20 protein-coding genes are annotated in these 22,184 nt (G+C 33.6%); 6 read left to right on the plus strand and 14 right to left on the minus strand.

What is annotated here, in order from left to right:
• Positions 1 to 304: 304 nt before the first annotated feature.
• The gene (gene ytkD / locus CN514_RS16205) at positions 305 to 784 is read right to left on the minus strand and encodes an RNA deprotection pyrophosphohydrolase (RefSeq protein WP_098233477.1); all 480 of its coding nucleotides are present in this window, start codon (positions 782 to 784) and stop codon (positions 305 to 307) included.
• A gap of 166 nt (positions 785 to 950) precedes the next feature.
• Between ytkD and ytzI the strand changes: the two genes are divergently transcribed.
• Positions 951 to 1,097, plus strand: a complete 147-nt coding sequence (ytzI, locus tag CN514_RS16210; RefSeq protein ID WP_097979312.1) for a YtzI protein — start codon at positions 951 to 953, stop codon at positions 1,095 to 1,097.
• A 24-nt stretch (positions 1,098 to 1,121) separates the two neighbouring features.
• On the plus strand, positions 1,122 to 1,376 hold the full coding sequence (yidD, locus tag CN514_RS16215) for a membrane protein insertion efficiency factor YidD (protein WP_098233478.1): 255 nt from the start codon (positions 1,122 to 1,124) through the stop codon (positions 1,374 to 1,376).
• Between the two features lie 47 nt (positions 1,377 to 1,423).
• Here the strand turns inward: yidD and menC are convergent, their stop codons facing one another.
• The 6 genes from menC to CN514_RS16245 all read right to left on the minus strand — a co-directional run bounded on the left by menC (position 1,424) and on the right by CN514_RS16245 (position 8,994).
• Positions 1,424 to 2,533, minus strand: coding sequence for an o-succinylbenzoate synthase (gene menC, locus CN514_RS16220; protein ID WP_098233479.1), 1,110 nt, complete (start codon positions 2,531 to 2,533; stop codon positions 1,424 to 1,426).
• A gap of 11 nt (positions 2,534 to 2,544) precedes the next feature.
• On the minus strand, positions 2,545 to 3,987 hold the full coding sequence (locus CN514_RS16225; RefSeq protein ID WP_098233480.1) for an o-succinylbenzoate--CoA ligase: 1,443 nt from the start codon (positions 3,985 to 3,987) through the stop codon (positions 2,545 to 2,547).
• A gap of 210 nt (positions 3,988 to 4,197) precedes the next feature.
• Complete coding sequence (gene menB / locus CN514_RS16230; protein WP_098233481.1) at positions 4,198 to 5,016, minus strand: 1,4-dihydroxy-2-naphthoyl-CoA synthase; 819 nt, start codon at positions 5,014 to 5,016, stop codon at positions 4,198 to 4,200.
• Positions 5,013 to 5,840 carry a 2-succinyl-6-hydroxy-2,4-cyclohexadiene-1-carboxylate synthase gene (gene menH / locus CN514_RS16235; protein ID WP_098233482.1) on the minus strand — a complete coding sequence of 276 codons (828 nt, stop codon included), beginning with the start codon at positions 5,838 to 5,840 and terminating at the stop codon, positions 5,013 to 5,015. Before menH ends, menB begins: the two co-directional genes overlap by 4 nt.
• 18 nt (positions 5,841 to 5,858) lie before the next feature.
• Positions 5,859 to 7,598, minus strand: a complete 1,740-nt coding sequence (gene menD / locus CN514_RS16240) for a 2-succinyl-5-enolpyruvyl-6-hydroxy-3-cyclohexene-1-carboxylic-acid synthase (protein ID WP_098233483.1) — start codon at positions 7,596 to 7,598, stop codon at positions 5,859 to 5,861.
• Complete coding sequence (locus tag CN514_RS16245) at positions 7,588 to 8,994, minus strand: isochorismate synthase (RefSeq protein WP_098233484.1); 1,407 nt, start codon at positions 8,992 to 8,994, stop codon at positions 7,588 to 7,590. Before CN514_RS16245 ends, menD begins: the two co-directional genes overlap by 11 nt.
• Before the next feature lie 154 nt (positions 8,995 to 9,148).
• Here CN514_RS16245 and CN514_RS16250 point away from each other — a divergent pair, with 154 nt between their 5' ends.
• The 3 genes from CN514_RS16250 (at position 9,149) to CN514_RS16260 (ending at position 11,494) form a co-directional block, all read left to right on the plus strand.
• Positions 9,149 to 10,072 (plus strand): 1,4-dihydroxy-2-naphthoate polyprenyltransferase, encoded by a 924-nt coding sequence (locus tag CN514_RS16250; protein WP_098233485.1) that lies wholly within the window; start codon positions 9,149 to 9,151, stop codon positions 10,070 to 10,072.
• Between the two features lie 99 nt (positions 10,073 to 10,171).
• Positions 10,172 to 10,921 carry a TraR/DksA C4-type zinc finger protein gene (locus CN514_RS16255; protein ID WP_098233486.1) on the plus strand — a complete coding sequence of 250 codons (750 nt, stop codon included), beginning with the start codon at positions 10,172 to 10,174 and terminating at the stop codon, positions 10,919 to 10,921.
• 108 nt (positions 10,922 to 11,029) lie between these two features.
• Positions 11,030 to 11,494 (plus strand): TspO/MBR family protein, encoded by a 465-nt coding sequence (locus CN514_RS16260; protein WP_098233487.1) that lies wholly within the window; start codon positions 11,030 to 11,032, stop codon positions 11,492 to 11,494.
• Between the two features lie 59 nt (positions 11,495 to 11,553).
• Here CN514_RS16260 and CN514_RS16265 read toward each other — a convergent pair whose 3' ends face one another.
• Positions 11,554 to 11,754, minus strand: a complete 201-nt coding sequence (locus tag CN514_RS16265; protein ID WP_056473269.1) for a cold-shock protein — start codon at positions 11,752 to 11,754, stop codon at positions 11,554 to 11,556.
• A 474-nt stretch (positions 11,755 to 12,228) separates the two neighbouring features.
• Between CN514_RS16265 and CN514_RS16270 the strand changes: the two genes are divergently transcribed.
• Complete coding sequence (locus CN514_RS16270) at positions 12,229 to 13,017, plus strand: TIGR00266 family protein (protein WP_069034766.1); 789 nt, start codon at positions 12,229 to 12,231, stop codon at positions 13,015 to 13,017.
• An 81-nt stretch (positions 13,018 to 13,098) separates the two neighbouring features.
• Here the strand turns inward: CN514_RS16270 and CN514_RS16275 are convergent, their stop codons facing one another.
• From CN514_RS16275 to glgB, 6 genes are all read right to left on the minus strand, one after another.
• A complete protein-coding gene (locus tag CN514_RS16275) occupies positions 13,099 to 13,893 on the minus strand; it encodes a lipase family protein (RefSeq protein ID WP_098233488.1) in 795 nt (264 codons plus the stop codon).
• 63 nt (positions 13,894 to 13,956) lie between these two features.
• On the minus strand, positions 13,957 to 16,365 hold the full coding sequence (locus CN514_RS16280) for a glycogen/starch/alpha-glucan phosphorylase (protein WP_098233489.1): 2,409 nt from the start codon (positions 16,363 to 16,365) through the stop codon (positions 13,957 to 13,959).
• Between the two features lie 25 nt (positions 16,366 to 16,390).
• Positions 16,391 to 17,824 (minus strand): glycogen synthase GlgA, encoded by a 1,434-nt coding sequence (gene glgA, locus CN514_RS16285; protein WP_098233490.1) that lies wholly within the window; start codon positions 17,822 to 17,824, stop codon positions 16,391 to 16,393.
• Positions 17,818 to 18,837 (minus strand): GlgC family sugar phosphate nucleotidyltransferase, encoded by a 1,020-nt coding sequence (locus CN514_RS16290; RefSeq protein ID WP_097979327.1) that lies wholly within the window; start codon positions 18,835 to 18,837, stop codon positions 17,818 to 17,820. Before CN514_RS16290 ends, glgA begins: the two co-directional genes overlap by 7 nt.
• A 48-nt stretch (positions 18,838 to 18,885) precedes the next feature.
• A complete protein-coding gene (locus tag CN514_RS16295; protein WP_098233491.1) occupies positions 18,886 to 20,013 on the minus strand; it encodes a glucose-1-phosphate adenylyltransferase in 1,128 nt (375 codons plus the stop codon).
• Positions 19,961 to 21,889, minus strand: a complete 1,929-nt coding sequence (glgB, locus tag CN514_RS16300; RefSeq protein WP_098233492.1) for a 1,4-alpha-glucan branching protein GlgB — start codon at positions 21,887 to 21,889, stop codon at positions 19,961 to 19,963. The genes CN514_RS16295 and glgB overlap by 53 nt, the downstream gene beginning before the upstream one ends.
• Positions 21,890 to 22,184: the final 295 nt, after the last annotated feature.

A 22,184-nucleotide genomic window follows, 5' to 3' on the forward strand; every position in this document is an offset into this window, starting at 1 on the left:
TTTTGGCTGTTTTACTTCCTTATGAACCTCCCATGAGGAGCTATTTTTCTTTTTTTCGCTGTTTTACTTCCTCATGACCATCTCATGAGGAACTATTTTTCTTTTTTTCGCTGTTTTACTTCCTCATGACCACTTCATGAGGAACCTTTTCCCTTCTTCATACTGTTTTACTTCCTCATGAACCCCTCTTGAGTAATCTTTTCCCTTCTTCATACTGTTTTACTTCCTCATGAACCCCTTATGAGGAACCTTTTCTCTTCTTCTTGCTGTTTTACTTCCTCATGAAGTACTAAAAAAGCTCACCTTATAAAAGTGAGCTTTTCTTAGTATTCAAGTAACTTAAACTTTGTGAAAATACTTCATCACGCATGATAAAACTAAATCGGCGATCTTTTTTTATGTTTGGTGGAAATTCGTCTAACAATACAGGGCCGTTTGTTTCAAAATAGTGCTTTTGTGTTAAAAGTTCTCCTATTTCGGCAAAATAAATATTTTTTATGATGATTTTATCCTTACCTGTAACACGGTATTGCCCTAAATAATTAATTTTAGATACATTTCCACCTGTTTCTTCTAAAACTTCACGTTTAGCTGCTTCTTCAGGTGATTCGCCTTCCTCGACTTTTCCGCCTGGGAATTCGTATCCTCTTCTTTGATGGTCTGTGAGTAACCATTGGTCATTGTATTTACAAATAACCCAAACATGTTTTGGATCGGGTGAAAATGGATGTTTCTCAAATGATAATTCAACTGTATTATGGTAAAAATCTTTAAATATGTACATTTTAACCTTCCTACATTCATACTTGTTTTTCCATTGTACTATTTCTATTAAAATGTTTCATCATTATTGAAATAATATTCCTGAATCTTTATGAAAATATTTGATTGCCTTGCATATTGGACAGTATACTATATCATAGTAGTATCACTATTTAGGAGGATTTAGTATGACTGGAGTATTTATTGTTAGTGGAATAATTATCGTTGTTGTATTCGGTGCTTTCGTTCTTACTGTAAATAAAGGCTATGGTGTACAACATAAAGTCGATAAGCTAGAAGACGTAAAAATGAAAAATAACCATGATGAGAAATAATTCTAGCAGACGAAAGGTTTGTATATGAATAAAATTTTAATTGGAATCATTAGATTTTATCAAAAATGGATTTCACCTGCAACGCCACCATCATGTAGATTCTATCCTACTTGCTCTAGTTATGGACTAGAGGCAATACAAACCCATGGTGCGCTTAAAGGAACTTATTTAACGACTAAAAGAATACTTAAGTGTCACCCACTACATCCAGGTGGATATGATCCTGTACCTGATAAAATAAATAAAGAAACAAAAAAAGATACGGTCAAAGAAACTTGAAACGAAAAACAAGTATAATTTGATCGTATTTTTTTATTTGGTTATTTCTATTGAGAAGTATATTTATAAATCTTTTTAGAAATGCTATGGACTCTCTCTTCATCCACTTCTACCCCTAAACCAGGGCCAACTGGTACTTTAACTTTTCCATTTATTAAGGCTACCTCTGGAAAAATGAGATCTTGCTCCCAATGTCTAGATGAAGCCGAAATATCTCCTGGTATTGTAAATCCGGGAAGAGATGCTAATGCAACGTTTTGAATTCTAGAAATCCCTGTTTCAATCATGCCTCCAACCCAAATTGGAATATTCTTTTCAACACAATAATCATGAATTTCAATTGATTTAGATAATCCTCCTACTCTCCCAGGCTTTACGGTAATGATTTTGCATGCGTTTAATTCATCCGCAATTTGAACATCCTCTAAGGAACATATACTTTCATCTAAGCAGACTGGAGTAGAAATTTCCTTTTGAAGAATAGCGTGCTCGATGAATTGGCGTTCGCCAAATGGCTGTTCAATCATTAACAGATTAAATTCATCTAATTTTTTTAGTTTCGGAATGTCTTCAATCGAATAATCCGAATTGGCATCAATCATTAGAGGGATCGCTGGATAGCTATTTCGTATAGTTGAGACAATTTCATAATCATTTTCCTTTGAAACTTTAATTTTAAATCGTTCATAGCCTTCTTTTATATATGCACTAATTTGTTTCAACATTTTTATTGGCTTGTCTATACTAATTACAACCCCTACTGGTATCTCTGCCTTATTGCCCCCTAAAGCTTGTGCTAAAGTGATTGAATTTAGTTTACTATACAAATCCCAATATGCACCTTCAAGCCCAGATTTAGCCATTTGATTGCCTTTAAATTGATTGAAATGTGTAGCTAATTCACTTGGATGATTAAACTGCTTTTTTAATAGGATTGGTATAAAGAAATCCTGTAAAGTATGAAGTGCTGTTTGAATCGTTTCCTCTGTATACCAAGGCTCTGAAAAAGCAACAACTTCTCCATAACCGCATATTCCGTTAGCATCTAAAATTTTAACAATAATACTTTCACGTTTTTCATATGTCCCATAGCTGGTTTTAAAAGGTACATTTAGAGGCTGTTCAATTAAAAATAATTCAATTTGCCTTATCAACATGTTTATTCCCCTTATAGAAGCTTAAGTAGCTCTCTTCTAACTAGCTTATTTGTTGCATTTCTTGGTAAGTTGTCTACAAAATATATTTCCTTTGGAATTTTATACCCTGCGATTTTATCTCGACAATACTCGATTAGTTCTTCTTGAGACGGAGGATTAGAGGATTTACTAACAACAAATCCAACAGGTACTTTTCCCCAATTTGGGTCTTCTTTGCCTGTTACACCAGCTTCAATGATATCTGGATGCGATAATAATACTGATTCAATCTCTGCTGGATATATATTCTCTCCACCGGAAATAATTAGGTCACTTCTACGGTCAACTACAAATAAAAAACCATCCTCATCTACATAACCCATATCTCCTGTATAAAGAAACTCAGATGAATCAGTTAACTTGGTAAGTTTATAATAACCTTTACTCACGTTCGGCCCCTTGACTACAATTTCTCCTACTTCTTTTGGTAAACAAGTTCGTTGATCGTCTCTTATTTCTAGCGTACATCCAAATAAAGCTTTACCTGCCGAACCAATTTTAGAAAGCATATATTCAGGAGAAAGCGTTGCAATTTGTGAACAAGTTTCAGTCATTCCGTATGTTTGATAGACTGGAACATTTAATGCTCTTGCCTTCTGTAAAAGAGGTAACGGAGCAGGTCCTCCACCAAGTAAAGCCGCCCTTACGCTGTTTAAATCATTTGTACCCTCAACAATTGTTAAGAGGTCATTTAATACTTTTGTTACAACAGATAGAATTGTTACATTATGCTTTATGACACAGTCCTTAATGGTATTTGCATCAGCTTTATTCGTTAACACAATTTTCATGCCATAAATCGCACTTTTATATACAGTAGATAAACCACCCACATGGAACATTGGCAAACAGACTAGCCATACATCTTTATGATCTAATCCTAAATTTAATACTGAAGCAACTGCACTGCTCCAATGATTAAAATAAGTTTGTAAAACTGCTTTTGGGAAACCTGTTGTACCAGATGTGTACATCATAGTTGCAATTTTATCGCCATCAAAATTAGGCTTGATTGGAAATTCCTTTGATTCACTGTTCTCTATTTCAATTATATTTAACAGTTTTATATTTTCAGGAATCTTCACCGTATTTAATTTCGCTACGATTAAAAATTCAGAATCACTATTTTCTAATTGATATACTATTTCGTCATCACTTAATCTTATATTCAGTAAAATTGATGTTGCTCCAATATAATGAAGTGCATAAACAACTTCTATAAATTCAACAGAATTATTCATTAAAACCGAAACGCGAGATCCGTCTTTTATGCCAAAATGGTGAAATTTATAGGCAAGATTTATAACTCGATCATGTAAATCCTTAAACGTAATTTCTTCCCCATCTGTTGCAATTGCTATTCGATTAGGAGTTAATCTGACTCTCTCAAGCAAAAAATTCGGAATTTGATTCATCAAAAACACTTCCTGACTAATATCAAAATTTACAAAAGTTCATTTAAAGAAAACTCTTCGATTGGCGAAGATAGAGGCGTAGTTGCATTTATACTTACTTCCCAAATTGGGCATCTACGTCGAGCTTTCTTCTCTGCTGCCAATTTATACCTTCCTTAATGTGCAAAAAAAGCCTGATGATTTCTCATCAAGCTTTTATCTTCTTTCAAATCAAGGAAAACGTGGGAATTTATCGAAATCAGGTGTACGTTTTTCTTTAAATGCATCGCGACCTTCTTTTGCTTCATCAGTTGTGTAGTAAAGAAGCGTTGCATCTCCAGCTAGCTGTTGAATACCAGCTAAACCGTCTGTATCTGCATTCATTGCTGCTTTTAAGAAACGTAGTGCAGTTGGACTCTTTTCAAGCATTTCTTCAGCCCATTTAACTGTTTCAGTTTCTAATTCTTCTAGAGGTACTACTTTATTAACTAAGCCCATATCCGATGCTTCTTGTGCATCATATTGACGGCATAAGTACCAAATTTCACGAGCTTTTTTGTGGCCTACAATACGAGCTAAATAGCCTGAGCCATAACCAGCGTCAAAGCTACCTACTTTTGGACCAGTTTGTCCAAATTTAGCATTATCTGCAGCGATTGTTAAGTCACAAACCACATGAAGAACATGACCTCCACCAATTGCATAACCAGCTACCATTGCAATTACAGGTTTTGGAATAACGCGAATTAAGCGTTGTAAATCTAATACATTTAGGCGAGGAATGCGGTCTTGTCCAACATAACCACCGTGTCCGCGAACACTTTGGTCACCTCCAGAACAGAATGCTCTTCCACCTTCACCTGTTAAAATAATAACACCAATTTTTTCGTCGTCTCTTGCATAAGCAAAAGCATCAATCAACTCTGATACAGTTAATGGTGTAAATGCGTTATGTACGTGCGGACGATTGATTGAAATTTTAGCAATTCCATTATATGTAGAATATAAAATTTCTTCATACTTTCTTTCTTGTACCCATTCAATAGTCATGAAATTTCCTCCTTTTCGCTTTTCAATAAAAACCCAATTACTATTGTAGCAAATTTTTCCGAATGTTCCACATGAATTGCATGGCCTGCATGTGGAATTTTAATAATTTGGCTATTTTCTAGCTTCTCGTTCATTTTCCCCATTATTAAGCAAAACTTTTCATCATATTCTCCACAAACTAATAATGTAGGTTTTTTAAATTGCTTCAAGTCACTCCATAGAGATGGTTGAATCCCCGTTCCCATCCCTTTTAGACTATTACTTAAGCCAATTGGTGACTGATTTAATCTCCCTTGTTTAATCTCTTGTTGTGACTCTGATGTCAAATTCTTTTGAGTTGCAAATAACGGAATGTTTTCCCAATAATTAACAAATACTTCAATACCTTCATTTAGGATCATTGAAGATAAATGATTGTCTTGTTCGATCCGAGCTAATCTTTCATTTTCAGTTTTAAGACCGGCCGTGCAGCTTTCTAAAATAAGCGATTTAATTTTTGTTGGATAGGCTAAAGCGAGATAGAGGGCTAGTCTACCTCCCATTGAATAACCTAAAAGATGCACAGAATCAATTTGCTTTTGTTCGATAAAATCATGTAAATCTTTAGCAGCAAATTCCATTCTGTACCGCTCATCATTATGTGGACAATCTGTCTTTCCATGTCCTAATAAATCAATTGCTATTACATGATAATTTCGTTCTAGTTTACTTATTAAACTTCCCCATGTCTCCTTTGAACCTGTGAAACCATGCAATAATAATATAGTTTGCCCTTGGCCAGATTCAATGTATGAATATGTGACCTCATTTAATTTAATTTCCATGAACAAGAACACCTAATTTCATTTCTCGTATTCTGCTTTTACAATGCTCCAAACTTTTTGATGTAGATCATAATTTTCTTTACGATTTGTCTGAATTTCAATAACATGTAATCCGCTATTCTTTTTAGCTAATTCATCTTCAAGATCAAACCAATTATGAATTTTTGTATGAACTCCACCGAAAAGGCCTGTTGCATGCTCGAATTCCAATCCTAAAGGAGTTCCGAATAAATCTTCGAAATGTTTTTCTTCTTTAGATTGAGGTAAAAATGAGAAGATTCCACCCCCATCATTATTAACTAGGATCACTCTTAAAGGTAAATTGTGTAGTTTAGAAAGGACTAGACTATTTAAATCATGATAGAAAGATAAATCTCCAATTAATAATGTGACACTTTCCCCAGTCGCTGCCATCCCTAATGCGGTTGCAATTGTCCCATCTATTCCATTTACCCCTCGATTACAAGCAATTTTTAACTTTTTAGATTGATTATGTAAAAACGTATCCACATCACGGATAGGCATACTGTTTGAAACAAACAATGTACTTTCTTCAAGTAAATTTTTTGCTAAAACTTGAACGATTTTCCCTTCAAAAAATTCATCAAACTGTTCTGCTTGTTGTAGTCCATTTTTTGTTTTTTCATTAATTGTTTTCCATTTATTCAACCAATCTATTTCTTGACTACTTGTTTTCTCGTATGACTCCAAAATTGCATTACAAAACTGGATATCATCACAAGAAATCATTTGAGTTGCTTTTAATGTCGGATCCCTCCATAAGTCACCTTCATCAATAACAATTAGGTCGCAATCTTTTTGTTTTTGTATATACTGGCTAAACGTTTTAGATACAGGCATTGCCCCGAATCGTACGATAACTTCAGAATCAAGCGAATCAACAATGTCTTCAAAACGAAGAAATGTATCATATGTATCGATTACATTCGAGTCTTCATTCCCATTAATCGTTCTTCCATTTGAAAGAGGATCACATAGAACTGGATAGTCTAATAAATTCCCTAAAGATTTAATCTTCTTTAAAGCTCCTTTTTCAACATAAGGACCACAAACTAATAAGCCTTTTCTTTTTGATTGAAAAAGCTTCTTGAATTCATTACTTGTTTCACTTGAAATTGTTGCAAGAGTTTCAGTAAGTATTGTGTGAGCAGAATTTTTACGCTTTCCTGCTGAAAAAAAATCACCTATCGCAAAGTTTGGAACTAATGGTTCTCGAAGTGGCACATTCATATGTACGGGCCCCATTGGAGCAGTCACACAAGAACGGTACAGTCGATTAACGCTTGAACGCGCGTATTCGTACATAGCTTCCGAAGCCTCTGGTAAGGCTAGCTCAATGAATTTTTTTACAAATGAACCGTATAAACCAATTTGATTCATAGCTTGTGGTGCACCTATATCTCTTAGCTCATGTGGTCGATCGGCTGTCAGTACGATTAATGGAATTCTAGATTCCTTTGCTTCAGAAATGGCTGGCATATAATTAGCAGCCGCTGTTCCAGAAGTACAGATTAAAACTGTAGGCTGTTTCGTACTTTTAGCGATTCCTAAAGCAAAAAATGCTGCCCCTCTTTCATCTACGGCAATATATGACTTTAATTTTGGATGTTCATTTACTAACATTGATATTGGTGTAGAGCGTGATCCAGGACTTATTACAACGTTTTTAATATTTAATGCACTTATTTCATCTACAAGAGCGCCAATATATTTTGTTAGTGCTTCATTATCTTTCATTTCGTAACCCTCCTAATGCATTTAGCATTGGCAGAAACTTTATACCAGTTTCAAAAAATTCTTCCTCTGGTTTTGAATCTTGTACAACACCACAACCGGCATATAATTTTGCTTTATCTTCTTTAATTAAGGCACTACGTATGCCTACAGCAAAATCACCATTTCCGTTTAAATCAATCCACCCTATCGGTGCACCATACCATCCCCGGTCCACAGGTTCAAGTTCACGAATTAATTTACATGCCTCTTCCTTAGGAAATCCTCCAAGTGCAGGGGTTGGATGTAATGCTTGAATTAATTCAAATAAAGAAACATGATTATACAATTCCCCTTCAACTGGCGTGAATAAATGCAATAAGCTTTTAGTCGCCATTATTCTTGGTGTTGAAGGTATTGATAATTCATTACAATATTGTTGTAGTGTTTCTCGTATATAGTTTACAACAAAAGCATGTTCGCCATTATTTTTTTTACTATTTAATAACCAATTGGCGGCTTCTGTGTTTTCTTCCTTTGTTATTCCTTTTGCGGCAGATCCAGCAAGACACATCGAAGAAACTGTATTATTTTTCTTAGAAATTAATCGCTCAGGTGTAGCGCTAATAAATACAGTATCTTTTATTTGATAAGAAATAACATAGTTAACATTTCTTGTTGCTTCTAATTCATAAATTACTTTTGTTGAATTTACTTCTGCAGAAAATCTTGCATTTAAAGTTCGATTTAAAACCACTTTTTCTAATTCTTCGTTTTTCATTTGATGAATTGCTTCTTTTACGCTTTGAATCCATTCATTAGGTTCAAATTCATCTTTGTTAATACATTCTGATTGTGTAAAGCTTGGTTGCTTCATTCCAAACTTTTCTAAAAAGTCATCATATTCTTTATATTGAAGCAATAAATCCTCTACTGTAGTTTGTTCATTAATTTCATAATTAGAGGTGATGAATGTCCCTTCGTTTGTAACCGTCACCATTAATTTAGGTACATAAAAATGAGAGGTACCAAAATTCTTCCAATCTTGATCATTTTTATAGTTATCAAAAAAAGAGAAACCCCCAAGAGCTATCGGTCCTGTACCAAAGCAATTTTCTTGCTCGATATACACTTGCTCTCCAAAGCGTTTCCATTCTTTTTCTATTGCAGAATACTGTTCTTCTGTACTATGATGAAAAGGAAATAAAGTACCAATTCCTGTGAGAATTAACGAGTTTTCTTGGTTTGACCAATAAAAGCGTTCAGTAAAACCCAATTCATGATAAAAATGGTAAACACTTAGGGGATGGATATTCATTATTTTTTCCACTTTACAAATGAAGCGTTTTGAACAAGCTTTTGCCTTTTGAAGAGAATGCTCAAAGAAGGCAATCGATTCCAGTTGACCTGTTCTAAGCATAATAGTTCCCCCTAGCTTAAATATACGTTAAATACATGATATAACTAAAGATACAACGATGAATGTAGACTGTCAATTTTATGAAGTTCGTCCATACTTTTTTAAAGTAAAATGACCTACATTTTCAAATAATATTAAAAAGGAGGATGTTAAAATGCAACCAACTGTTCAATCTCCAACTTCCTCAACAGGTTTTAGAACATGGTGGAATTTATTAAGACCACATACATTAACCGCAGCGTTCATTCCTGTTGCGATTGGAACAATGTTAGCGCACATAGCTCACTCATTTCATTTACTTTTATTTCTTTCAATGCTTATTGCAAGTTTACTAATCCAAGCCGCTGCAAATATGATTAATGAATATTATGATTATAAAAGAGGGCTAGATCATGAAGGTTCTGTCGGTATCGGTGGAGCAATCGTAAGAGATGGTATTAAACCTTCAACTGTTTTAAATCTTGCTTTTACCTTTTTTGGTATCGCACTTCTATTAGGCATTTATATTTGTATTCAAAGTAGCTGGTGGATCGCAGTTATTGGACTTATTTGTATGGCAGCAGCTTATTTTTATACTGGAGGACCACTTCCAATCGCATACACTCCATTTGGTGAGTTAGTAGCGGGCTTTTTTATGGGAGTTGTAATTATTGGTATTACTTACTATATTCAAGCTGGAAATTTACCATCAAATGTGATCTTACTTTCGATCCCTACTTCAATTACAATTGGAGCAATCTTAACAGCAAATAATATTCGTGACCTAGATAATGACAAAGAAAATGGACGTAAAACACTTGTTATCTTATTAGGTAAAAAGAATGCAATTATCTTTATTGGTTCATTATTTGCAGTTGCATATGCTTTCGTTATTTTATTTGTTATCATGAATTTAATTACACCTTTTGCACTTATTTCATTAATAAGTATTCCTGTTGCTATAAAAGCAACAAAAGGATTTATAGGTAAGACCCAACCAATGGAAATGATGCCAGCCATGGCAGCAACAGCAAAAACAAATACTATAATGGGATTCCTTCTTGTTATAGGCTTAATAATTGGAAATATTTTTTCCTAATTAAGGCAGAACAATTCCTCAAAAAACTTAATTCATGTTTTCCTCCTTTTTGAACAAAATATGGATAGTCATATTCATTTATTGAAAAGGGGGAGCATGATGCTTTCACAATCACAAATCCAAACATTTAAAAACGAACTACTGAAACAAAAAAAACATATAGAAGAAAGACTAAATGATCCAGCATTTACACCATACTCACTTAGAGATTCTGTTGATGAGCTTTCACTTGCAGACAACCACCCAGGTGATTTAGGTACTGAATTATTTGAGCGTGAAAAGGACATATCTCTTCATGAGCATTTAAGAAACGAACTAGATGACGTTAATACAGCGTTACAAAAAATTGAAAATGGAACATATGGCATATGTGAAGTAAGTGGAGAAGAAATACCTTTTGAACGGTTACAAGCCCTTCCTACAGCAAAAGCGATGATCGAACATACTCATGATCAGCATATTTCAAGTTCTAGTATTAGATACGATCGCCCTGTTGAGGAAGAAGTATTAAACCCACCATTTAGTAGAGATCCTAAAGACCGTTCAATGATGTATGACGCTGAGGACGCTTTACAAGATGTTGAAAGATATGGAAATTCTCAAACTCCGTCAGATTTTGAATTTAATAATATAGAGGAGTATGGAAGCGCATATACTGAGAGCTATGAAAATGTTGGTTATGTTGAGGAATTTGAAAACTTTATCGGAACTGATATTTATGGAAAAAATCGAACTGTCTACCCTTCAAGAAAACATGAACAATATGAACAAGATCTTGATGACTATGAAGAACAAGCTTTAAACGGAGAATTATCTGAAATTGATGTGAAAGACATTGAAAAGTACTAAATGAGTTAAAATTTCATTAAAAAACGATTACTATAATGTAGTCGTTTTTTTTATATTTTGAAATTAAATACATATACTTAATCAAGACAACTTACTTGAGGAGGATTTATGAATATTAAGTTAATTGTTTTATTTTTCTCCTTATACTGTTTATTTTTTATTTCTTCTATTTTATTTCCGATCGACTATGATTGGTATAGTCACCTAATTAAACCTAGCTATACTCCTTCTGGAAAAACAATCGGAATCATTTGGGCATTCTTGTATTCTTTCATTTCTTTAAGCGTATGTATAATCGTTTCTTTAGGAGAATCCTTTAAAAAAGCAAAATGGTTTTATATTATATTTATTATTAATTATGTATTTAACCAGTTGTTTAGCTATTTTCAATTCAAACAAAAAGATTTACTTATGGCTACAATTGACTGTGGACTCGTCTTTGTTACAGCAATTCTTTTAACGACTATCGCATATAAACATTCAAAAACTTCATTTGTCTTACTCATTCCCTATTCTATTTGGTCATTATTTGCAACCTTTTTAAACTACAATATCTACGTACTAAATAGATAGATTTTTAGATTAATATAAAAAAGGCATCCTAAAATAGGATGCCTTGAACAAAACAAAAATTATTTTTTGTTTACGTTAGCTGCTTGTGGTCCACGGTTTCCTTCGATGATTTCGAATTGAACTTCTTGACCTTCTTCTAAAGTTTTGAAACCTTCGCCTTGAATTGCAGAGAAGTGTACGAATACGTCGTTTCCACTTTCAGTTTGGATGAATCCAAAACCTTTTTCGCTGTTAAACCATTTAACTTTACCGAATTCCATCGATAATACCTCCTAAAAATACATATATACACTATTAATGCGTGCATAAAAGAGGGGTAAAGAAAAAGAACGTCATTGTCCAATCGGCTAAAGGATTGCTACAACATTGAAAGTGGTCAAAACTTCTTTTCAAGACAAAGAAAAATGAGCGTTACTAAAAATTTTGTAGTGCAAATGTATCGTTAATTTCTTACCTTCAAATAAATATGCAGTTAATAGTAACTTAAATATATCATATCTAAAAAAGTGCGTCAATGACACATAGGCTTAATTGAGAGAATTTTTTATATAATTCTTATAATTTATCTTTTATACATTTAGACCTACCTAGTTCCCTATAAAAATGGCATATTTTCTCATTAAATAGTTAAAATAAATGAGGATTATGTAATATTTTATCAAATTTTTTATTATTAAATAACTAGATTTTAGTATTACAATATTTGTATAGTTAAACTAAAAGGAGGCATAAAAATGAAAAATTCTCATGAAGTTACATATAAAATTCATGGCCATGATATGCAGTTTGTACAAGTAGAGCTTGATCCAAAGGAAACAGTCGTTGCTGAAGCTGGAGCAATGATGATGATGGATGATGGTATCGAACTTGAAACAATTTTTGGTGACGGTTCACAGCAATCAGGTGGATTATTTGGAAAATTGGTTGGAGCGGGTAAGCGCCTTGTTACAGGTGAGAGCTTGTTTATGACTAGTTTTACAAACCGATCAAGCTCATTAAAAACAGTCAGTTTCTCAGCACCATACCCTGGAACAATCATACCTTTAGATTTACATGAGTATGGGAATAAAATTATTTGTCAAAAGGATTCTTTCTTAGCCGCGGCAAAAGGCACTTCAGTTGGGATCGAGTTTAGAAAGAAATTAAGTACCGGCCTATTTGGTGGCGAAGGATTCATCATGCAAAAACTCGAAGGTGATGGTCTTGCTTTCTTACATGCTGGTGGTTCAATTTACCAAAAAACTCTTCAACCAGGTGAAAAAATTAAAATCGATACTGGATGTATTGTTGGCTTCACTGGTGATGTTAATTACGAAATTGAATATGTTGGAAATGTAAAAACTGCCCTTTTTGGAGGAGAAGGTCTATTCTTTGCTACATTACAAGGTCCTGGAACAATTTGGGTTCAATCATTAACTTTAGCAAGATTAGCTTCTCGAATTGGTCAATACTTACCAAATTCTTCTAAGGAAGAAGGAAGTATATTAGGTGGCCTTGGAAATTTACTGGATGGTAATGATTAATTCAGACTACTTTAAAAGCGTTTTTTTGATTACATACAAAAAACTAGTCAACGAAATCTTGACTAGTTTTTTTCTGTTCTATTAAATTACCTCTTCTTCTTCCGGTTCTGCCTCACGTAATTTGTAAGTAAAGGTTGGGGTATAATCATAATCTAACTGCATCTTCTTAACGCCTTCAATATAAGTCGATAAATGGTGACTATTCTTAATAGACCCTTTATTTAGTGAAAAAGTGATTGGATGTTGCACTTGAACGTATTCTAAATAAATGTTTAATGGCTTCACTTCTACTTTAAAGGGTGGGCTTAATGGGACCATATCATATAAATTTACAAATCTTAAACTATGCCTTACATTTTCATCGTAGTTTTCTTTAAACTTTATATTTCCTACTTTTGGAGAGCCAAATGAATAGACATTCGGGTTACAAATTCCAGTCATTGCTATTTCATATCCTAATAACGTGGCCAATGAACCACCTAAGCTATGCCCCGTTATAAATATTTTTTTTGAAAGAGCCTTTCCCTTCACAATTGCTAAAAGCATTTCTCGACAAGATTGATAAATTGATAGAAACCCCGAATGGACACTCCCACCGTTCATCACATAAGGAAATAAGTCTTGATCAATTTTTAAATCAGCTAACCAATCCAAATCTGATTTCGTTCCTCGAAACACAATGATTACGGATTCATCATTTTCAATAATATAGCCAAACCATTCTAGCTGGCTAATCACACATGCTTTAATTGTATCTACTAATGAATAGCTTGCAGGAATCATAAATTTACCATCATTATCAAACTGAGCATATGCCTGTTCAATGCAAAGTAATAATTCTAAGGCCTTATCATAGTCAACTGAAAGGAATTTCAACGTATCTCTCCTTTCTTGCTTTTCATCATTATATGAAAAACCTCCTAATAATCTAAGAGGAGGTTAAGAATGGTGTAATGTTCTTTGGTGAATATTCCATATTTCTGATGCGTATTGACGAATCGTGCGATCACTCGTAAAAAATCCCGACTTCGCAACATTGTTAAGACTTTTTATAGCCCAATCTCTTTTATTTTGATACGTATGATTTATACATTCATGTGCTTTTACATATGAAGAGAAATCTCTAAGTAAGAAATACTCATCATTATAAGACATAAGCGAATCAAAAATTGGTTCAAATTCTTCTCTTGGTAACGGAAATAACCCGTGAAGCATTTGATCTAATACCTTTTTTATTCGTAGATCATGATGGTAATAATCACTGCTTTTATATCCGCCGTATTGGTAATAATTTAATACCTCGTCAGCTGTAAGTCCGAATGTAAAAATATTCTCCTCGCCAACTTCTCTTAAAATTTCAATATTTGCCCCATCAAGTGTACCAAGCGTTAAAGCACCATTCATCATAAATTTCATATTCCCAGTACCCGAAGCTTCTTTACTTGCTGTCGAAATTTGTTCACTAACATCCGCTGCTGGAAAAATAATTTCACCTAATGAAACTCGGTAATTTTCAATAAAAATTACTTTAATAAATTGACTTATATAGCGATCATTATTAACAATATCAGCCACTGAATGAATTAATTTAATGATCTTTTTAGCAAAGTAGTAGCCTGGAGATGCCTTTGCTCCAAAAATAAAAGTTCTAGGATGCATTTTAAAATGTGAATCTTCCTTCAAACGATTATATAAATACATGATATGTAAAACATTTAGTAATTGTCTTTTATATGCATGCATCCGCTTTACTTGAATATCAAAAATTGAATCGGTATCTAATGCAATTCCATTTGTATAGTGAACATAATTTTCGAGAACTTCTTTTCTCTTTTTCTTTACATTCATAAATCGCTCTAAAAATGCATCGTCATTTTGATATTCTAATAGATTCTCAAGTTGAGTTGGTTCGTGTATCCAACCGTCTCCGATCGAATCATTTATTAAGCTACTAAGCTCAGGATTACATTGGAGTAACCATCTTCTATGAGTAATACCATTTGTTTTATTATTAAACTTGAATGGTTCATACTCATAAAAAAGCTTCATTTCTCTTTGTTTTAAAATTTCAGTGTGGATTTCAGCAACTCCATTAACGCTCTTACTGCCTACTATTGCTAAATGAGCCATTTTAACGACTCCATGAGCAATAATAGCCATTTGTTCAATTCGATCCCAATCACCTGGGTATTTGTTCCAGAGCTCTTTACAATATCTTTCATTTATTTCTTCTATAATCATATAAATTCTTGGCAATAAAGGCTTAAATAAATCAACTCTCCATTTTTCAAGTGCTTCCGATAAAGTTGTATGATTCGTATATGAAATCGTTTGAGTTGTAATTTCCCACGCTTCATCCCAGGATAACTTTTCAACATCGATTAAAATTCTCATTAACTCTGGAATTGCCAAAACTGGATGAGTATCATTTACATGAATAGCAATTTCTTCATGGAGCTTACGAATATTACCATACTGCTCCTTATATGAATCTACTATTCTTTGAATACTTGCAGAAACTAAAAAATATTGCTGTTTTAGACGTAAAATCTTTCCTTCATCATGTGTATCATCTGGATATAAGAATTCTGAAACTGCTTCAGCCTCTCGCTTATATTTCATCAGTGATTTATTTGAGGAATGAGTAGACGCTTCAGCACTCCATAATCTTAATGTATTTACCGTGTTTGTATGATAGCCGATAATCGGTAAATCATATGGTACCGCTGTGATTGCTTCTGCACCATGAAGGCGGAATTCCAATCGATTTTTATTATTAAATGATTCTACTTCTCCACCGAATAAAACTTCAATTGCTTCATCATCTCTTCGAACTTCCCAAACATTTCCGTATTTCAGCCATTGTTCAGGTAGCTCCACTTGATATCCATCAACAATTTTTTGGTCAAATAGGCCATGTTTGTAGCGGATGCCACATCCATGACCAGGCAAGTCTTGTGATGCTAGAGAATCCAGAAAACAAGATGCTAGCCGTCCAAGTCCACCATTTCCAAGACCAGCATCGCTTTCAAACTCCTCAAGAGCACTTAAAGAAATTCCTAATCTCTCGAGGCCAGATTCACATAACTCTCTAAGCCCTAGATGAATTAAGTTACTTTTCAAAAGCTTTCCTAATAAGAATTCAATTGATAAATAATAAACTTGTTTTTTTCGCTCTAAGCGGTATTGTTCACTCGTGCCTAACCAATTACCGCTTATATGTTCACGAATCATCGTTCCAAGTGTTTGAAATTGCTCTTGAGTAGTGCTATCTGCAGTACTCTTTCCATGCATACTTTCTAGCTTTTCTTTAAAACACCACTCAAACTCCTCCACACTAGAAAACATGGAATCACCTCGCCCTAAAAGATTTTTACTTCGAAGACTGCATATATAATTTTGCATATTCTTTAGCAGATTTTAACCAACTTGAATCTCTTCTAATTGCATTCCTTCTGACTGATTTCCAATGTTTTTTATTCTCATATATACTCAATCCACGTTCAATTGTGTGAAGCATATCGTGAGCATTATAGTTAGTAAAAGTAAAACCATTTCCACTCTTCGTCTCTTCATTATATGACTGGACAGTATCATTTAGCCCCCCAGTCTCTCTTACGATTGGAACACATCCGTATTTCATCGCAATAAGCTGACCTAATCCACATGGCTCAAATAGTGAAGGCATAAGGAATAAATCTGCACCTGCATAAATCTGATGAGCAAAGCGTTCATCAAATCCAATGTAAGCTCTAACTTTATCGTAGTAGTTATGCTCCATTGCTTTAAAAAAGTTCTCGAATTCTTCATCACCAGAACCTAAAATTACTACTTGTACATTATAATCCATAATTTGAGGGAATACGTGTTGAATCAGATCAATGCCTTTTTGACTTGTTAATCGGGAAACCATTGCAATAATAGGAATATTTTCATCCATTTTTAATGCAAGTGACTCCTGCAATTTCAATTTATTTTCTGTCTTATTTTCGATTGTAAATTCATCGAAATTAGAGTGAATTTTTCGATCAGTAGCTGGATTATAAATTGTTTCATCAATTCCGTTTACAATCCCAAAAAGTTTGTGATCTTGCTCACGTAATAGTCCATCTAATTGCTCTCCAAAAAATTCATGCTTAATTTCTTCTTTATATGTTGGACTAACAGTTGTTACGAAATCACTTGAAATGATTCCAGCTTTCATAAAGTTGATACAATCGTAAAATTTCAAATAGTCTTCGCGAAAATATTGTTCATCAATTCCTAACATATCGTCCATTACTTCTTTTGGAAATACGCCTTGGAATTGAAGGTTATGGATTGTAAAAACCGATTTCATATTTGGATTAATATCTTTTAATGCGCCATACTCTTTCATGAAAAATGGGATCATTGCTGTATGCCAGTCGTGACAATGAATAACATCAGGTTTAAAGTCTAATTCTTTAATACATTCAATTGCAGCTAGAGAAAAGAATGCAAAACGCTCTCCATCATCAAAATGACCATACAACTTATCTCGATTGAAATAGTACTCGTTATCAATAAAATAATAAGTTGTTCCTTCTACTTTCAATTCAAATAAACCACAATACTGTTTTCTCCAGCCTAGATTTATAGATAGCTCTTTTACTAGCTTAGCTTCTTCTCTATATTTAGCGGGAATTAACGAGTAGAATGGAAGCATTACTCTTACATTCGTATTTAGTTTATTTAAATACTTAGGGAGAGCGCCTGCAACATCTGCAAGCCCTCCCGATTTAACAAATGGTACACATTCTGAAACAATATATAAAACATTTACCACTGAATCAACGCTCCTTGGACTGAACCTTTTTGAAGCACTACTGGCTCACTTAAGCTTCCTTTTATTTCAACACCATCTTCTATTCGAACATCTTTATCTAATATAACGCCATCTAATATACAATTATCTCCAATGTTTGATTTTTGCATAACAACACAATTTCGAATAATTGTATTTTTTCCAATTTTCACAGCTCTTGAAATAATACTATTTTCAACCGTTCCCTCAATTTCACATCCATTAGCTACAATTGAATTTTTTACAATTGCTTCTTTTGAATATTTTGTTGGTGGCTCATCTTTAACCTTCGTAAAGACAGGATAAGATTTTAAGAATAATTGATTCCATATCTCAGGATTTAATAATTTCATACTTTGCTCGAAATAATCCTCAATTGTTTGAATGATTGAAACTTGTTGAGGTATTTCATACGCACTTAGTTCAACCTCATTATTTTGATCGCGTACAACGTCCATAATTGTTTCATAGCCTTTTTCGTGGAAGTTTTCAAAAAGCTTTAACAATAACTCTTTTTCAAGGATATAGATGTTTAAAGATTTACCGAACTGCTTTAACTCAGTAATTTGTGCATTTGTTTCGATATGTCTCTTTAAAACTGGTCTAAAGTCCACAGAACAGATCGTATAAGTATTTGCTACTACTACATACTTTTGAGTTGAACGTTGTAAAAATTGAATATGCTTTTCGATGAAATCGAAAGTACCAAAAGCTCCATCAGTTGGTTCTGGCGTAAAAATAAATAGTCCATCCTTTTTACGATTTAAGTCCCAATGTTTACCGGAGCCTAAGTGATCAATAATTGATCGATAAGGTTGATCAGGAAATACAGCGACACTCGTAATACCAGAGTTCACCATATTACTTAACATAAAATCGATTAAACGGTATCGACCTGCATAAGGAAGTGTTGCTAATGGTCGATGCTGTGTTAACGGCTTTAAAGATTCAAAATGTGTTGACGCCTCAATTATTCCTAGCATAGTATGTTTCATCAAATAACCCTCTCAATCTATTTTTCTATTTGAGGAATGAGCCACCTCTTATTCTTCGCTTGTAACTAGAATTACCTCTTCATAATCTTTCTCAGGACCTAAAAGGCTTCCATCAGGAATCACCATTCCAGGAGCTACTACTGCACTTTCAATTCGAACATCTTTTCCAATAACACAACCTGGCATAACGACAGAATCTTTTATCATACTGCCTTCTCCGATTGTTACACCTTGGAATAATACAGAATGTGATATAAATCCTTCAACAACACATCCCTCATTAATTAGAGAGTCTTCAACGATTGCTGTAGGTGAAATATATTGTGGCGGTTGATTTGGATTAACTGAATATATGCGCCAATCACGGTCATATATATTTAGTTCACTATCTTCATTTAACAAATCCATATTTGCTTCCCATAAGCTTTTTACTGTACCAACGTCTTTCCAATAACCTTTGAAAGGATAAGCAACTACTTTTTTCTTTTCTTCTAATAAAAGCGGAATAACGTCTTTACCAAAGTCATTACTTGATTCTGGATTACGATCATCCATCTCTAAAAACTCTTTTAAAACATTCCATTTAAAAATATAAATTCCCATTGATGCTAAATTACTCTTCGGATATTGAGGTTTTTCTTCAAATTCTATAATATCCATTTCATCATTTGTATTCATAATTCCGAAACGGCTAGCTTCATCAATCGGAACTTCAATAACTGAAATCGATACATCTGCCTCTTTTTCAATGTGATAGTCTAGCATTTTACTATAGTCCATCTTATAAATATGATCACCTGAAAGAATCAAAACATATTCAGGCTGATATTGCTTTATATAATTTAAGTTTTGATAAATTGCACTTGCAGTACCTGTATACCATTTAACGCCAGATGCTTCTGAATATGGTGGTAAAACAGTTACCCCACCATTTAAGCGATCTAAATCCCATGCACTTCCTATACCAATATATGAGTTTAGTACTAGTGGCTGATATTGAGTTAGCACCCCAACAGTATCAATACCTGAATTTGTGCAATTACTTAAAGTAAAATCGATTATTCGATATTTACCCCCGAAAGCTACGGCTGGTTTTGCTAGTTCTTTTGTTAACGAACTTAATCTACTCCCTTTTCCCCCTGCTAGTAACATTGCTACGCATTTTTTCTGAACCATTGCTGCTAATCCCCTTTCGCATTTTAACTGGACGAATGATTGTAAAACTAAAGGCAGGTAATGCTATTTCAATACTGTATGGTAAACCATGGAATGGTATTTCTTCTGATTCAATGGCAGAACGATTGATTTTACTATCGCCACCAAATTGAATATAGTCACTTGAAAGCAATTCTTTATATCGATGCTTTGCAGGTACTCCAATTCGATATGTTTCATAAGAAATTTCTCTAAAATTACAGATTACGATGACATAATCCTCTTTGTTTTTTCCTTTACGGATAAATGAAAATACACTTTGATCGGCATTATTTGCGTCAATCCATGAAAATCCATCCCAATGATTATCAACTTCATAGAGTGATTTATTTTTTTTATAAATCGATATTAATTCTTTGAAATATTTGTTCATCTTGGAATGATATTCATAATCTTTAATCATCCAATCAACTTGCTCTAAATCCTTCCACTCATCAAATTGCCCAAATTCACTTCCCATAAATAGGAGCTTCTTACCTGGATGTGATAAATAATAACCAAATAGTACCCTTAATTGAGCAAACTTTTCCTCATATGTACCTGGCATTTTATTTAACAAAGATTTCTTACCATGTACTACTTCATCATGTGAAAAAGGTAAAACAAAATTTTCTGAGAAGGCATATAAAAACGAGAAAGTCATCTTATTATGATGATGCTTTCTTTCCGTTGGGTGAGTCTCCATATAAGTCAAAACATCATTCATCCAACCCATATTCCACTTAAAATTAAAACCTAATCCACCTTCGTATGTAGGTGCAGTAACTAACGGCCAATCAGTAGAATCTTCAGCAATCATTAATACTTGTGGATCGTGTTCAAATACCGCTTCATTTAATTTTCTTAAAAAGTGAGTTGCAAAAGGGTTCTCTTCATTTCTATTTTTCCAATATAAAATATTTGCAACAGCGTCTACTCGGAAACCATCAATATGAAAATATTCCATCCAATATAAGGCGTTTGAAATAAGAAATGATTTTACTTCTGGTTTTGATAAATCAAAATTTGCTGTTCCCCATACTTCATTTTCTCTAGCATCATAACCTTCATATTCATATGTCGGTTCACCATCAAACATGTATAATCCATGAGAATCCTTACAAAAATGACCAGGCACCCAGTCCATAATGACTCCTAATCCGTTCTGGTGGCATTCGTCAATAAAGCTCATTAGCTCATGAGGATTTCCATATCGACTAGTAGAAGAAAAGTATCCTACTCCTTGATATCCCCAAGAACGATCATATGGATGTTCAACTAATGGTAAGATTTCAATATGTGTAAAACCATGATCTTTTACATACGGAATTAGTTCTGTCGCTAATTCAGCATAAGTATAGAAATCACCGTTTTCCTTCTTTTTCCAAGAACCTAAATGTACTTCATAAATTAAAACAGGTTCTTCATATACAGATTTTTTAAATTTCTGCTTACGATATTTTGCATCTTTCCATTTATAGCCCGAAAGATCATAAACGATCGAAGCTGTGCTTGGTCTTAGTTCACTATAGAAAGCAAAAGGATCACTTTTTAATAAATCTTCACCACGCTTGGTTGAAATTTCATACTTGTATATCGTCCCATGACCAATTTCGGGGATATATATCGTCCAAATCCCTTGATCGTTCAACTTTTCCATTTTATGTTCAGAACCATTCCAATTATTAAAGTCCCCAACAACTGAGACACCTTTCGCATGTGGAGCCCACACTGTAAAAGTAGTTCCAACTTTATTCCCTTTTTTTACAACATGTGCCCCAAAGCATTCATGGCTATAGAATAAACTTCCCTCATGGAATAAATGCACATCAAACTCAGTTGGCCGTGTCAAAAGCAACATCCTCACCTCATTACAATCTCTTAAATTCTTCTATCTCTTAATATTCTACAAATATATATATTCACCTTGTTTTTATGCAAAAAAAATTCAAAAAAATTTTACGTAAAATGAATAACCATTCATGAAACCGTTGTCATTATTGCGTTTGTCGTAAAAATGTCGAATTTGTCGAACGAATATTTACGTATAATTATACACAATATTTACAAAACCCCTTGTCTTAATTTGTAATTTTTTGATTTATCATAAAATTTCATACATAATTTACACTTTTATTACATATAAATTTTAT

It is taken from the genome of Bacillus sp. AFS001701 (genome assembly GCF_002559405.1).
In the GTDB taxonomy this organism is placed as follows: Bacteria; Bacillota; Bacilli; order Bacillales; family Bacillaceae_G; genus Gottfriedia.